Genomic DNA, 13,839 nt, shown 5'->3' on the forward strand with positions numbered 1-13,839 from the left:
GCGTGTGGAAGAGGAGGGGGTGGTCATAGGGAGGGCTTTCGTGATTGAGGAAGGGGCGGAGGGGCAATGGCTGTCAGGCGTAAGCGGCGGGGGCGGCATTCGGGGCGATGCCGTGCGCAGTCAGAACATCTGCGTGGTGGCGCAGGGCCACGTCGGGGTGTGAGCGCAGCCGCCCCTTGAGCAGGTTGCGGCCGGTGTGGGAGATCAGGGGGTTTTGCGGGTCGCGGTCTATGCCGTGCGCCTGGGCTGCCAGCGCGGGTGGCAGGGGCAACAGGGGCAGCTCGGCATCGAGTCGCGGGCTGAGAAAAAACGCCACCGACAGGCGATCGGCATCCTGGGGCGGGCTGACCACGCGGTGGATATTGGCGCGCAGGTAGCCACCCGACTGCACTTCCAGCACCTCGCCCAGGTTGATGACCAGCGTGCCCGGCAGGGGCGGTACGTCGATCCAGCGCTCGTGCGCAGCGTTGCGATCGAGCACTTGCAGGCCCGCGCGCTCATGCTGTAGCAGCAAAGTCAGGCAGCCGCCGTCTTTGTGCGCGCCTACGCCTTGCTGGGAGGTGTCCTGGCTGCGGCCAGGGTAGCGGATCACCTTCAGGTGCTGCACGGGTGCGTGGGCAAAGGCCGCGTCGAAGCAGTTTTCTGGCTGCCCCAGGGCCAGTGCCAGAGCGCGCAGCAGGTCGCGCCCGGCATGGGTCAGCGTGTCTTGCCATTGCAGCAAGGTGGTTTTGAACTGCGGCAGGCTGTCAGGCCACTGGTTGGGGCCTTGCAGGCGCAGCCACGAAGGCCGGCCCGGCGTTGGGGCAATGGCTTCGCGCTCGGCACCAATATCGATTTGCTCACGCCAGTCGCGCTCGCCCCGGGTGATTTCGTCTCCGGCCCGGGTGTAGCCCCGAAAGTGGGGCGAGTTCACCATGCGCAGCGCCTCTTTTTGTGCCGCTGGCAGGGCAAAGAAGTCCCGCGTGGCGTTGAACACGGCGTCCACCTGGCCGGGGGCGGCGCCGTAGCCGCTGAGGTAGAAGAAACCGACACCGTGGGCCACATCGCGCAGGCGCTGCACAAAGGTGGCCCGGTGCTGGGCATCGCCCTGGGTGAAGTCGGTGAGGTTCAGCACGGGCAGTGCGGTATGGGCGGCGGCATCGGGGGCGGACATGGAGGAGGCTCCTTGGGCAAAGTGGTGCAAAACGAGGGCAACGCAGCACAGCGCGCCCGGTGGCAAGACCTGCAAACTGCGCTGTCTGCCGGTGCAGTATTGCCAGCACGCCTGGCTTGCCCAACGAAGCTTTTCAAGGAACCAAGTGCGAAAAATGCAGCCACCGAAGTGCCGGTAGCGGTACTTCTATATTCTTTTTAATTAATAAATTAAGAAAAATATATTCTTTTGAGTTTTAAAGAGCGGTGCCCACAATCGGCACCATCTCACGCTTTTTGGGCCACCCTCGTATGACCTCCCTGAAACTCAAATCCCTTTTGTTGACTGCGGCGCTGGCGGTCAGTGGTGTGGTGTCGGCACAAACGACGCTGCTCAACGCCTCGTACGACGTGGCGCGCGAGTTTTACAAAGACTACAACCCGGCGTTTGTGGCGCACTACAAAAAGACCACCGGCAAGGATGTGAAGATTGACCAGGCCCATGGCGGCTCCAGCGCCCAGGCCCGCGCGGTGAACGATGGCCTGGCCGCCGATGTGGTCACGATGAACACCACCACCGACATTGAATTTCTGGCCGCCAACGGCGTGGTCGCCAAAGACTGGGCGAAGAAGTTTCCGCACGATGCCTCGCCCACCACCTCGACCATGCTGTTCCTGGTGCGCAACGGCAACCCGAAAAACATCAAGGACTGGGATGACCTGGTCAAGCCCGGCGTGCAGGTGATCGTGGTCAACCCCAAAACCGGCGGCAATGGCCGCTACGCCTATCTGGCTGCCTGGGGCAGCGTGCGCGAAAAAGGCGGCACCGATGCCCAGGCGGCCGAGTTTGTCGGCAAGCTCTACAAAAATGTGCCCGTGCTGGGCAAGGGCGGGCGTGACGCCACGGCCATCTTCCTGCAACGCAACATTGGCGATGTGCTCATCACCTTTGAATCCGAAGTGCTGTCGATTGACCGCGAGTTTGGCCAGGGCAAGGTGGATGCGGTCTATCCATCTACCAGCATCGTGGCCGAGAACCCGGTGGCCGTGGTCGAGCGCACCGTGGCCAAGAAGGGCACCGGCGAGTTGGCCAAGGCATACCTTGACTACCTGTATTCCGACGAAGCGCAGGAAATTGCCGCCAAACACGCGCTGCGCCCCCGTTCCGAAGCGGTGCTGAAAAAGCATGCCGCCCTCTTCAAGCCACTCAAGCAGTTCACCGTGGCCAAGTATTTCGGCTCGCTGGGTGAGGCCCAAAAGGCCCACTTCAACGACGGCGGCCAGTTCGACAAGCTCTACACGCCGGGCGCCAAGTAAGCCATGCACGCTGCCACGTCTTCCACGCCGCTGGCGGCGGCGGGTGCTGCTGCGCCGCGCCGTGTGTCTGGCAAAGCCAAACGGGTGCTGCCCGGTTTTGGGCTGACGCTGGGTTACACGCTCTTTTACCTGAGCATCATCGTGCTGATTCCGCTGTCGGCGCTGCTGTTCAAAACCTTCACGCTGACCTGGCCGCAGTTCTGGGAGGCCATCAGCTCGCCGCGCGTGGTGGCGTCGTACCAGCTCACGTTTGGCGCCTCGCTGCTGGCGGCGCTGGTCAACCTGGTGTTTGGCCTGTTGATTGCCTGGGTGCTGGTGCGCTACCAGTTTCCGGGCAAGAAAATCGTCGATGCGCTGGTGGATTTGCCTTTTGCGCTTCCCACGGCGGTGGCCGGTATCTCGCTGACGGCGCTGCTGGCGGGCAACGGCTGGGTGGGCCAGTACCTGGAGCCGCTGGGCATACAGCTGGCCTTCAAGCCAGCGGGCATTGTGATTGCGCTGATTTTTATCGGCCTGCCGTTTGTGGTGCGCACCGTGCAGCCCGTGCTGGAAGACACCGAAAAAGAACTCGAAGAAGCCGCCACCAGCCTGGGCGCCAGCCGCTGGCAGATTTTTTACAAGGTGATTCTGCCCAGCATCACGCCCGCACTCATGACCGGCTTTGCCATGGCCTTTGCCCGTGCGGTGGGTGAGTACGGCTCGGTCATCTTCATCGCGGGCAACATGCCCATGATTTCCGAGATCACGCCGCTCATCATCATCGGCAAGCTGGAGCAGTACGACTACGCCGGCGCCACGGCGGTGGCCGTGGTGATGCTGGTGATTTCGTTCGTGCTGCTGCTGGTCATCAATGCTTTGCAAGCCTGGCAGCGCCGCCACGCAGGAGCCCCCGCATGAGTGCCCCCACCAAAGTTTTGCGCGCCAAGGCGGGCACCACCGAAGCGGCCTGGGTGCGCTACACGCTCATTGGCGTGGCGCTGGCCTTTGTGCTGCTGTTTCTGGTGCTGCCGCTGGCGGCGGTGTTTACCGAGGCGCTGCGCAAAGGGCTGGGCGCCTATCTGGAGGGCCTGCGCGAGCCCGATGCCTGGTCGGCCATTCGCCTGACCTTGATCGCCGCCGCCATTGCCGTGCCGCTGAACCTGGTGTTTGGCGTGGCAGCGGCCTGGTGCATTGCCAAATACGAGTTCAAGGGCAAAGCGTTTTTGACCACGCTGATCGACCTGCCGTTTTCCATCTCTCCGGTGGTGGCGGGGCTGATGTATGTGCTGGTGTTTGGCGCCCAAGGCTGGTTGGGCCCCTGGCTGCAAGCCAACGACATCAAGGTCATTTTTGCCGTGCCGGGCATTGTGCTGGCCACCGTGTTTGTCACCTTTCCGTTCATTGCCCGCGAGCTGATTCCGCTGATGCAGGCCCAGGGCAACGACGAAGAGCAGGCCGCCATCGTGCTGGGCGCCACCGGCTGGCAAACCTTCTGGCATGTGACGCTGCCCAACATCAAATGGGGCCTGTTGTACGGCGTGATTTTGTGCAACGCCCGGGCCATGGGCGAGTTTGGTGCCGTGTCGGTGGTGTCGGGCCATATCCGGGGCCAGACCAACACGCTGCCCCTGCACGTCGAGATTTTGTACAACGAGTACCAGTCGGTGGCGGCGTTTGCAGCGGCCTCGCTGCTGGCGCTGCTGGCGCTGGTCACTCTGGTCATCAAGTCGGTGGCCGAATGGCGCAACGAGCAGGCCCTGAAAGCCGCTGCCGAGCTGCCGCCGGAGCGACCGGTTTCAAGCGAAATGACCCTCCAGCCCGCATCTGGCAAGCGTTGAAAGCTATCAAATCATGAGCATTGAAATCCGCAACATCAGCAAGCAGTTCGGCACGTTTCAGGCGCTGCGCGACGTGAGCCTGGACATCGCATCGGGCGAACTCATCGCGCTGCTGGGGCCCTCGGGCTGCGGCAAGACCACGCTGCTGCGCATCATTGCCGGGCTGGAGACGCCCGATGTGGGCACCATCCACTTCAGCGGCGAGGACACCACCGACGTGCATGTGCGTGAGCGCGGCGTGGGCTTTGTCTTCCAGCACTACGCGCTGTTCCGGCACATGACGGTGTTTGAGAACGTGGCCTTTGGCCTGCGCGTCAAGCCCCGCAGCGAGCGCCCCAGCGAGGCGCAGATCAAGCAAAAAGTGACCGACCTGCTCAAACTGGTGCAGCTGGACTGGATTGCCGACCGCTTTCCCTCGCAGCTCTCGGGTGGCCAGCGCCAGCGCATTGCCCTGGCGCGCGCGCTGGCCGTGGAGCCCAAGGTGTTGCTGCTGGACGAGCCCTTCGGCGCGCTGGACGCCAAAGTGCGCAAAGAACTGCGCCGCTGGCTGCGCCGCCTGCACGATGAGCTGCACGTGACCTCGATTTTTGTCACCCACGACCAGGAAGAGGCGCTGGAGGTGGCCGACCGGGTGGTGGTGATCAACCAGGGCAAGATCGAACAAAGCGGCTCACCGCAAGAGGTCTGGGAGCACCCCGCCAGCCCGTTTGTGTATGGCTTTTTGGGCGATGTGAACCTGTTCCATGGCCGTGCCCACGAGGGGTTGGTGCATTTGGAGGGCATGGAGCTGGATTCGCCCGAGCACAGTGCCGCACAAAACGCCAAAGCCTTTGCCTACGTGCGCCCGCACGACCTGGATGTGCAGCGCTACTCCACTGGCGCGGCGCTGGATGCTGCCGGGCGCCCGCGCGGTATCGTGGCGCAGCTGAGCCGGGCCATTGTGGTCGGGCCGATTGCGCGGCTGGAACTAATTCCGGTGGATGACCCCAAACCAGCCGACAATTCGGCGCCCGAGGCCTTGATTGAAGCGCAGATACCCGCGCAGCAATTCAAGGAAATGGATTTGCGCGAAGGCGAAACCTTGGTGGTCACGCCGCGCCGCGCCCGGGTATTTTTAGACCACGCCGCTGGTATCTGACGCCATCCATCCTTGGGTGTCTGCGCAGCCGCCGGTGGCCTTGAAAGACACATATGGGATGGATGGATCGTGTGGCCAGCGCACCGCGCCGCGTGCTGGCTTTGGTGAGCGTAACTTGCGTGGGCATGTTGGCTTTTGGGCTGTATTTGCAGCATTTCCAGGGCCTGGAGCCTTGCCCCATGTGTATCGTGCAGCGGTATGCTCTTATTTTGGTAGCTGTATGCGCAGGACTGGCAAGCCTTAGAGGCCAAAAAGGCTGGTGGATGTCATGGACAGGGTTGGCCGTGTTGTTCAGCGGATTTGGTGCCTTCACCGCCGCGCGCCAAAGTTGGCTGCAATGGTTTCCGCCCGAAGTATCGATGTGTGGCCGCGACTTCTTCGGCATGATCGAAAACTACCCCATCCGCCGCGCCATCCCCATGATTTTCAAAGGCTCGGGCGACTGCACCGCCATTGACTGGACGTTTCTGGGCGGCTCGATTGCCAACTGGTCGTTCGTCTGGTTTGCTGCGTTTGCCATCGGTCTGCTGTGGCTGCTGGTGCGTGGCGCGCGCGGGCAGCGCGGTGGGCTGAGCATGTCCTGAATTTCTGGCTATTCACCCACGATCAAGGCGCCCACGGAGCGCCTTGTTTTTTTCAAACCCCTTCAGGGTGCGGAAACGGCACTCCCACCGTGCCCTCCACCCAGGCGGGCAGCTTGTGCATCACGCTGTGGAACAGTGGGCTGGATTGCCACTGCGCCAGCCAGGCTTGCAGGTGGGGCCAGGGCTGGCCTTCCCACCAGCCCGCATCTATGCCCGCAAACTGCCGCACGAAGGGTGCGATGGCCATATCTGCCAGCGCCGTATGTGTGCCAAACAAAAACGGCTGCCTGGTCAGTCGTTCTTCCAGCACCTGTAGCCAGGCCATGGCCTGTGCGCGGGCCAGTGCGGGGTTGGTATCGGGGTAGCGGTTGGGGTATTTGCAGCGGTCCAGCGCGTGCTTGAAGGGGCCATCGCACTGGGAAATCAGCGCCAGCATGTCGGCCAGCGTGCCTTCGGTGGGGGCCAGCCAGGCTTCGGGGTCGTGCCGTGCCAATGTCCAGAGCATGATGTCCAGGCTGTGCTCCAGCACCTGGCCGGGGGCGCCATCGGGCGTGGGCGGCAGCACCAGCACGGGCACCGTGCCTTGGGGCGATGCCTGTAGCAAGCTGGGTGGCTTGTTCCGCAGCACCACCTCGCGCAGTTCGCACTCCTGACCGCTGGCGGCCAGCGCCAAGCGCGCCCGCATGGCATAGGGGCAGCGGCGAAACGAATACAGAACGGGCAGGGCACTGCGCATGGTGGGGTGGTTGCGTTGTTGGCCTTTGCCAGGTTGTGACGGTTGTGGCTGGCTTGGGCTGGGCTTTGCTGGCTTTGGCCCGCGCGGTGACAGAAATTACAGCTTCTTCACCAGCACCTGGCTGCGCCGGTCCCAGTTGTATTTGCGCTTGCGTGCCTCGGGCAGCCAGTCGGGGTCCACAGGCTGGAAGCCGCGCTTGATAAACCAGTGCATGGTGCGCGTGGTCAGCACAAAAATGCTGCTCAGCCCCAGGGTGCGGGCGCGCTGCTCGATGCGTTTGAGCAGCTTTTCTCCATCGCCGGTGCCCTGGCTTTGCGGCGATACGGTGACGGCGGCCATCTCGGCGGTTTTGGCTTCGGGGTAGGGGTAAAGCGCGGCGCAGCCAAAGATCACGCCGTCGTGCTCGATGATGGTGTAGCTCTCGATGTCGCGCTCGATTTCGGTGCGGTCGCGTTTGACCAGCGTGCCGTCTTTTTCAAACGGCTCAATCAGTTGCAGGATGCCGCCCACATCGTCGATGGTGGCCTCGCGCAGTTCTTCGAGCTTCTCGTCGATCACCATGGTGCCGATGCCGTCGTGCACATACACCTCCAGCAGCAGCGAGCCGTCCAGCGCAAACGGGATGATGTGGCTGCGCTCTACGCCCGCCTTGCAAGCCTTGACGCAGTGCTGCAAATAAAAACCCGTGTCGGTGGGGTGTTGCGCGGTGGGCAGCTGGGCCAGCAGGGCCTCGGCGCTGGCCAGGGGCAGCTCGGTGTCGATGGGGTTGTCTTCGCTGGCGGGCTCACCGGGCTGCACGCGGATGCCGGGCACCTCGGTCAGAAAAATCAGCTTGTCGGCCTTGAGCGCCATCGCCACCGAGGTGGCCACCTCTTCCATGGTCAGGTTGAAGGCTTCGCCCGTAGGAGAGAAACCCAGCGGCGACAGCAGCACCAGCGCACCCATGTCCAGCGTGCGCTGGATGCCCGCCACATCGACCTTGCGCACCAGACCCGAATGCTGGAAGTCCACGCCATCGACGATGCCCACGGGCCGTGCGGTGAGGAAGTTGCCCGAGATCACGCGCACCGTGGCACCCGCCATGGGGGTGTTGGGCAGGCCCTGGCTGAACGCGGCCTCAATCTCGTAGCGCAGCTGGCCTGCGGCCTCTTGCGCGCAATCGAGCGCCACCGAGTCGGTGACGCGGATGCCGTGCGAGTATTTGGCGGCATGCCCTTTGGCAGCCAGCTGCTCGTTCACCTGCGGGCGAAAACCATGCACCAGCACGATGCGCACCCCCATGGCCTGGATCAGCGCCAGGTCTTGGGCGATGTTTTGCAGCTTGCCCGCCGCGATGCCTTCGCCCGTGAGGCCAATCACAAACGTCTGGTTGCGAAACTTGTGGATGTAAGGCGCCACAGAGCGGAACCAGGGGACGAAGGTGAAGTTGAAGACAGCAGACATGGGGCAGGGCAGGGCGTGGGGCGGTGGGGCAAATAACGTGAGGAGCGAATGATAAGTGCCCTCAGAACCGTGTCCGCACACAGGTTTTCATGGCGTGTTGGGTTGCAATTGCGCTGCGATGCGGTCACGCCAGTGCTCTGCGTCCTCCCTGCGGTCAAAACCGGACAGGTGCATGGGGCGCTCGCCCTGCACGGCCAGGCGCACCACGTAGTAGGGACCGTCTTCAGAGGCCCGCTCCAGAACGTCTGGTGGTGCAAAACGGCCAAAGTCGATGGGCGTCTGGCGTGCGCCCCAGGGCCAGCGTGACGTGCGCAGTACCCGGCGCCGCCTGGTGTCGAATTGCAGTACCAGCACCCGCCCCAGTGCCAATGCCATGAACAGCAGCCCCATGGCGCTGCCCGCCAGCACACACGCCGCCGCCAGCAGCAGGTGCCACCAGGGCGTATCCAGGCTGGCGTGCAGCACAAACGGCACCGGGATCAGAAACATGCCCAGGCCCAGCACCCCTGCAAAAAGCCGCATGGCCACTGAAATGTGCTCCGCGTAGCGCAGCCCTTCGGGGCCTTCAACAAAGCCGCTGGCCATGGGTTTGCGTCGGAAGGAGGTGGAACATGCAGTGATTGTGTGGGGAATCCCTGCCTTGGCGGTGCAGGATGGCAGCAATGCAAAGCATCCCGGCAGCCCGTAGGCCAGGGCGGCGCTACGGATAATGCGGGCCTATGCCTTCTTCAGATTCGCGTTTGCCCGATTCCTCCCGCGCGCCCACACCGACACCCGCCCCGCCGCCCGCGCCCCTGCGCATCCAGTTTCCAGAGTCCTTGCCCGTGTCGGGCAGGCGCCAGGAGATCATGGAGGCCATCACCCAGCACCAGGTCATCATCGTCTGCGGTGAAACCGGCTCGGGCAAGACCACGCAGCTGCCCAAAATTGCCCTGGCCCTGGGCCGGGGCAAGTGCAACGCCAAGCCGGGCCAGAAAGGCCAGCTCATCGGCCACACCCAGCCCCGGCGCATTGCCGCCAGCAGCGTGGCCAAGCGCATCGCCGAAGAGCTGAACACGCCGCTGGGTGATGTGGTGGGCTACAAGGTGCGCTTCCAAGACCGCCTGAGTCGCGATGCCTCGGTCAAGCTGATGACCGACGGCATTTTGCTGGCCGAGACGCAGACCGACCCGCTGCTGAAAGCCTACGACACCATCATCATTGACGAGGCCCACGAGCGCAGCCTGAACATCGACTTTTTGCTGGGCTATATCCGGCAAATCCTGCCGCGCCGGCCCGATCTGAAAGTCATCGTCACCTCGGCCACCATCGATGCCGACCGCTTTGCCCGCCACTTTGCCAGCCTGCGCCCGGCGCCAGCCCGCGCCGGGGCCCAGGGCGAGGCACCCGGCCATGAACTGGTGCCCGCGCCGGTCATCATGGTGTCGGGGCGCACTTTTCCGGTGGAGCAGCGCTGGCGCCCCTTTGAAGAAAGCCGCGATTACGGCCTGAACGACGCCATTGCCGATGGCGTGGACGAACTGTGGCAGGGCAACGCCAGCGGCGACATCCTGATTTTCCTGCCCGGCGAGCGCGAAATCCGCGAAGCCGCCGACCACCTGCGCAAGCACCTGGCCCACCACGCCGTCACCCGCAGCGCCGAGGTGCTGCCGCTGTTTGCGCGCCTGAGCCAGGCCGAGCAAGACCGCATTTTTGACGGCCATACCGGGCGGCGCATCATTTTGGCCACCAACGTGGCCGAAACCTCGCTCACTGTGCCAGGCATCCGATACGTCATTGACGCAGGCACAGCGCGCGTCAAGCGCTACAGTTTACGTAGCAAAGTAGAGCAGCTGCTGGTTGAGCCCATCAGCCAGGCGGCGGCCAACCAGCGCGCCGGGCGTTGTGGCCGCGTGGCCAACGGCATCTGCATTCGGCTGTACGACGAGCAGGATTTTGCGGGTCGCCCGCGCTTTACCGACCCGGAAATTTTGCGCAGCTCGCTGGCCGGGGTCATCCTGCGCATGAAGTCGCTGCACCTGGGCGTGGTGGAAGACTTTCCGTTCATCGACGCGCCCTCGGGCCGCGCCATTGCCGACGGCTACCAACTGCTCAACGAGCTGGGCGCGGTGGACGACAAGAACGAGCTGACGCCCATGGGCCGGGAGCTGTCCAAGCTGCCGCTGGACCCGCGCGTGGGCCGCATGATTCTGGAAGCGCGCGCGCGCGGCGCCCTGAACGAGGTGCTGGTGATTGCCAGCGCCCTGAGCCTGCAAGATGTGCGCGACCGCCCCATGGACGCGCAGCAGCAGGCCGACCAGCAGCACGCCAAGTTCGACGACGACAAGAGCGAGTTCAGCGGCTACCTGACGCTGTGGAAATGGCTGCAAGAGGCGCGCGGCGGTGCCATGCCCACCCTGGCCTCGGCGCGCGTGCAGCAGCAGCAAGCCCAGGCGCGGCGCAAGGGCGGGGCCGCGCAGCAGGCGTTTTTGCCGGTGGCGCAGCGCTCGGTGGCGGCGGCGGTGCAGCCTGCACCGGCCACAGCCAAAACGCCTGCGGGCCAGGCCGGCGCCGCTGGCCAGGTCGCGCCGGGGCGCCCGCCCGTTTCCGCTGTGGCTGCCGTGGCCAGCGCGGCAGCCGTGCCCACGCACAAACTCAGCAACCGCCAGTACGAGCAACTGCTGCGGCAAAACTTCATCAACGTGCGCCGCGTGCGCGAGTGGCGCGACGTTCACAGCCAGCTCCTGACGGTGGTGGCCGAGCACGGCTGGGCGCTCAACCCGCAGCCCGCCAGCTATGAGCAACTGCACCTGTCCATGCTGGCCGGGCTGCTGGGCAACATCGGCTTCAAGCCCGAAGAGGAAGACGTGTACCTGGGCGCGCGCGGCATCAAGTTCCACCGCCACCCGGGCGCGCACCTGCGCAAAAAACCGGGGCGCTGGATTGTCTGTGCCGAGCTGGTGGAAACCACGCGCCTGTTTGGCCGGGGCATGGCCGCCATCGAGCCTACGTTCCTGGAAGAAGTCGGCGCGCACCTGTTGAAGAAGCAACTGCTCGATCCGCACTGGGAGAAAAAAGCCGCCGAGGTGGTGGCCCTGGAGCGCGCCACGCTGTACGGCCTGGTGGTGTACAGCGGGCGGCGCATGGGCTACGACAAGGTCGATCCGCACGCCGCGCGCGAGATGTTCATCCGCCAGGCGCTGGTGGCGGGCGATGTGCTGCCTGATTGGCACCAGCGCCTGCCGTTTCTGGCGGCCAACGAAAAGCTCATCGCCAAGGTCGAAGAGCTGGAGCACAAATCGCGCCGCCAGGACGTGCTGGTGGACGAAGAACTGATTTTTGCCTTCTACGACCAGCAGGTGCCGCAAGACATTTGCAATGGCCGCCATTTTGAGCAGTGGTACCGCACCGAGAGCAAGGCGCGCCCGGACTTGCTCAAGCTCACGCGCGATGAGCTGATGCGCCACGAGGCCGCTGGCATCACCACCAGCGCGTTTCCACGCATGGTGCGCCTCGGGGGCGTGGACTGCGCGGCCAGCTACCTGCACCAGCCCGGCGACCCGCGCGACGGCCTGACGGTGACGGTGCCGCTGTTCGTGCTGAATCAGGTGCAGGAAGAGCGCTGCGAATGGCTGGTGCCGGGCATGCTGAAAGACAAAATCCAGGCCCTGCTCAAAAGCCTGCACCAGCGCCCGCGCAGCCGCTTTGTGCCCCTGCCCGACAGCGCCGCCCGCCTGGCCGCGTTGCTGGGCACGCCCGACCGCATTGGCCACACCGGGTTGGTCGATGCGCTGCTCAAGCAGGTGCGCGATGAAACCTCGCTGGACGTCAAGCGCGCCGATTTCAAGCTGGACATGGTGCCGCCGCATTTGTTCATGAACTTCCGCGTGGTGGACGAGCACGGGCGCCAGCTGGGCCACGGGCGCAACCTGGGCGCGCTCAAGGCCGAACTGGGCGCCAAGGCGCGCGGGGCCTTCCAGGCGCTGGCGGGGCTGAAACTGGGCGCCAACGTGCAGGCGGCGCAGCAGGCCACCGCTGCGCCCGACGCGGCTGACCATTCAAAGCCAAATCAGCCTCCAGCGCCCGCAGGACGTGCGCCAGCAGCTACTAAATCAGGAGCAAAAACGCCGCCGCCCACTGCCACCGCCGCCATGCCCGCCGACCAGCGCTACACCGCCTGGACGTTTGGCGAGCTGCCCGAGCTGATGGAAATCGGCAAAGGCGCTCAGACGCTGATTGGCTTTCCGGCGCTGATTGACGCGGGCGATGCCGTCACCATCGAAGTGTTCGACGAGCCCGACGTGGCTGCCGCCAAACACCGCGCGGGCCTGCGCCGCCTGTGCGCGCTGCACATCAAGGATGCGCTCAAGTACCTGGAAAAAAACATCCCCGACCTGCAAAAAATGGCCGTGGCCTACATGCCGCTGGGCACCCAGGAAGAACTGCGCCAGCAGATTCTGGACGTGGCCATGGACCGCGCCTTTTTGCTCGACCCGCTGCCGACCAACGCACAAGACTTCGAGCGCCGTGTGCAGGAAGGGCGCGGCCGCCTGACGCTGATCGCCAACGAGGTGGCGCGCCTGGCCGCCACCATCTTGACCGAATACGCCGTGGCCGCGCGCAAGATCAAAGACACCAAAAGCGCCCCCGACGCCACGGCAGACGCGCTGGCGCAGTTGCAGCGCCTGGTGCCGAAAAACTTCCTCACCGCCGCCCCCTGGCCGCAGCTGGCGCACTTTGCCCGCTACCTGAAAGCCATCACCGCGCGGCTGGACAAACTGCGCGCCGACCCCGCCCGCGACGCCGCAAAGCTGGCCGAACTGCGCCCGCAAGAGCAGCGCTACTGGCGCCTGGTGGCCGAGCGCAAAGGCCAAGTCGATGCCCGGATGCAAGAACTGCGCTGGCTACTGGAAGAACTGCGCGTCAGCTTCTTCGCCCAAGAGCTGCGCACGCCGCAGCCGGTCAGCGTCAAGCGGCTGGACAAGCTGTGGGCGCAGATCAATAGCTGATGGGTTGGGGTATGCGCTCGATTCCTTTGTGCTACGGGCAATTTAGGGGCCGCACTATAGGGCCCGAGTGTTCTTGTGGGGTTTGATACTCAAACAGGAGTAAATTTTTAACTCTTTGAGCTCCTCAATTATTCCAATAATAGCTTAATTTGTCATTAAAAATTGACTATATTTTATACAACAAAATTAATTGCACTTGAATTTTATTATTAATTTTAATTAAATTTATTGAAGCCATAAATTAATTAATAATTTTCTTAAGCAATGCAAGATTGTAATTTTTTTCATTTAGCTTATTATTGAATTTATTCCATTGAACAATCGATCTTCCAATTTCACCTTGGCCGATCAAATTCAACTCATCGCGTACCACAACGTCCCATAGAATTTGACGTCCGACAATGGATTTTATAGTTGCCTCCACCTTTACACAGCATCCAGCAGGAGTTGCGGCTATATGATTTATATTTATTTTTGTACCAAGACTTCCCTCTCCAGATTCTAGTGCTGGTATTAGGCTACGAATACAGCACCACTCCATCAAGCCGACCATATATCCGGTAGCAAACACTTCAGGGATCGCCTGAAACTCAGGCGATTCTGGATATAAAAATGGAACCGTATGCTCTCGCTTTACCACCATCTCAAGCAATTCCAAAGACCCAACACGAAGAATATCTAGCAT

At 63.2% G+C, this 13,839-nt stretch carries 11 protein-coding genes; 6 read left to right on the forward strand and 5 right to left on the reverse strand.

The features are described 5' to 3' along the window. Positions 1-73: 73 nt before the first annotated feature. Positions 74-1,153, reverse strand: a complete 1,080-nt coding sequence (locus tag PHX69_RS00065) for an isopenicillin N synthase family dioxygenase (protein WP_288041750.1) — start codon at positions 1,151-1,153, stop codon at positions 74-76. Between the two features lie 290 nt (positions 1,154-1,443). On the opposite strand from PHX69_RS00065, the gene PHX69_RS00070 reads away from it, so the two are divergent. From PHX69_RS00070 to PHX69_RS00090, 5 genes are all read left to right on the forward strand, one after another. Beyond that, the gene (locus PHX69_RS00070; RefSeq protein WP_288041752.1) at positions 1,444-2,448 is read left to right on the forward strand and encodes a sulfate ABC transporter substrate-binding protein; all 1,005 of its coding nucleotides are present in this window, start codon (positions 1,444-1,446) and stop codon (positions 2,446-2,448) included. A 3-nt stretch (positions 2,449-2,451) separates the two neighbouring features. Next, positions 2,452-3,345, forward strand: coding sequence for a sulfate ABC transporter permease subunit CysT (cysT, locus tag PHX69_RS00075; protein ID WP_288041753.1), 894 nt, complete (start codon positions 2,452-2,454; stop codon positions 3,343-3,345). Further along, entirely contained in the window at positions 3,342-4,265 is a 924-nt protein-coding gene (cysW, locus tag PHX69_RS00080) for a sulfate ABC transporter permease subunit CysW (protein ID WP_119012474.1), read from the forward strand. The genes cysT and cysW overlap by 4 nt, the downstream gene beginning before the upstream one ends. A 13-nt stretch (positions 4,266-4,278) precedes the next feature. Beyond that, entirely contained in the window at positions 4,279-5,403 is a 1,125-nt protein-coding gene (locus PHX69_RS00085) for a sulfate/molybdate ABC transporter ATP-binding protein (protein ID WP_288041754.1), read from the forward strand. 62 nt (positions 5,404-5,465) lie between these two features. Next, the gene (locus PHX69_RS00090; protein WP_502958442.1) at positions 5,466-5,987 is read left to right on the forward strand and encodes a disulfide bond formation protein B; all 522 of its coding nucleotides are present in this window, start codon (positions 5,466-5,468) and stop codon (positions 5,985-5,987) included. 52 nt (positions 5,988-6,039) lie between these two features. On the opposite strand, the gene PHX69_RS00095 is transcribed toward PHX69_RS00090, so the two are convergent. The 3 genes from PHX69_RS00095 to PHX69_RS00105 form a co-directional block, all read right to left on the reverse strand. Beyond that, positions 6,040-6,723, reverse strand: a complete 684-nt coding sequence (locus tag PHX69_RS00095; RefSeq protein WP_288041756.1) for a glutathione S-transferase — start codon at positions 6,721-6,723, stop codon at positions 6,040-6,042. Positions 6,724-6,819: 96 nt separating this feature from the next. Further along, positions 6,820-8,166: an amino-acid N-acetyltransferase gene (gene argA / locus PHX69_RS00100; RefSeq protein ID WP_119012470.1), complete on the reverse strand. Its 1,347-nt coding sequence runs from the start codon at positions 8,164-8,166 to the stop codon at positions 6,820-6,822. Between the two features lie 87 nt (positions 8,167-8,253). After that, positions 8,254-8,751 carry a hypothetical protein gene (locus PHX69_RS00105; protein ID WP_288041759.1) on the reverse strand — a complete coding sequence of 166 codons (498 nt, stop codon included), beginning with the start codon at positions 8,749-8,751 and terminating at the stop codon, positions 8,254-8,256. A 134-nt stretch (positions 8,752-8,885) separates the two neighbouring features. Here PHX69_RS00105 and hrpA point away from each other — a divergent pair, with 134 nt between their 5' ends. After that, complete coding sequence (hrpA, locus tag PHX69_RS00110; RefSeq protein ID WP_288041760.1) at positions 8,886-13,154, forward strand: ATP-dependent RNA helicase HrpA; 4,269 nt, start codon at positions 8,886-8,888, stop codon at positions 13,152-13,154. Positions 13,155-13,395: 241 nt separating this feature from the next. On the opposite strand, the gene PHX69_RS00115 is transcribed toward hrpA, so the two are convergent. Next, positions 13,396-13,839, reverse strand: coding sequence for a thioesterase family protein (locus tag PHX69_RS00115; RefSeq protein ID WP_288041761.1), 444 nt, complete (start codon positions 13,837-13,839; stop codon positions 13,396-13,398).

It is taken from the genome of Simplicispira sp., from assembly GCF_028687295.1.
GTDB classification, from domain to species: domain Bacteria; phylum Pseudomonadota; class Gammaproteobacteria; order Burkholderiales; family Burkholderiaceae_C; genus Simplicispira; species Simplicispira metamorpha.

Coding starts and splice junctions, on each gene's coding strand:
- hrpA (WP_288041760.1), top strand. CDS start 8,886: ATGCCTTCTTCAGATTCGCGTTTGCCCGATTCCTCCCGCGCGCCCACA.
- PHX69_RS00115 (WP_288041761.1), bottom strand. CDS start 13,839: ATGCTAGATATTCTTCGTGTTGGGTCTTTGGAATTGCTTGAGATGGTG.
- PHX69_RS00105 (WP_288041759.1), bottom strand. CDS start 8,751: ATGGCCAGCGGCTTTGTTGAAGGCCCCGAAGGGCTGCGCTACGCGGAG.
- PHX69_RS00070 (WP_288041752.1), top strand. CDS start 1,444: ATGACCTCCCTGAAACTCAAATCCCTTTTGTTGACTGCGGCGCTGGCG.
- cysW (WP_119012474.1), top strand. CDS start 3,342: ATGAGTGCCCCCACCAAAGTTTTGCGCGCCAAGGCGGGCACCACCGAA.
- PHX69_RS00095 (WP_288041756.1), bottom strand. CDS start 6,723: ATGCGCAGTGCCCTGCCCGTTCTGTATTCGTTTCGCCGCTGCCCCTAT.
- PHX69_RS00065 (WP_288041750.1), bottom strand. CDS start 1,153: ATGTCCGCCCCCGATGCCGCCGCCCATACCGCACTGCCCGTGCTGAAC.
- argA (WP_119012470.1), bottom strand. CDS start 8,166: ATGTCTGCTGTCTTCAACTTCACCTTCGTCCCCTGGTTCCGCTCTGTG.
- PHX69_RS00085 (WP_288041754.1), top strand. CDS start 4,279: ATGAGCATTGAAATCCGCAACATCAGCAAGCAGTTCGGCACGTTTCAG.
- PHX69_RS00090 (WP_502958442.1), top strand. CDS start 5,466: ATGGATCGTGTGGCCAGCGCACCGCGCCGCGTGCTGGCTTTGGTGAGC.
- cysT (WP_288041753.1), top strand. CDS start 2,452: ATGCACGCTGCCACGTCTTCCACGCCGCTGGCGGCGGCGGGTGCTGCT.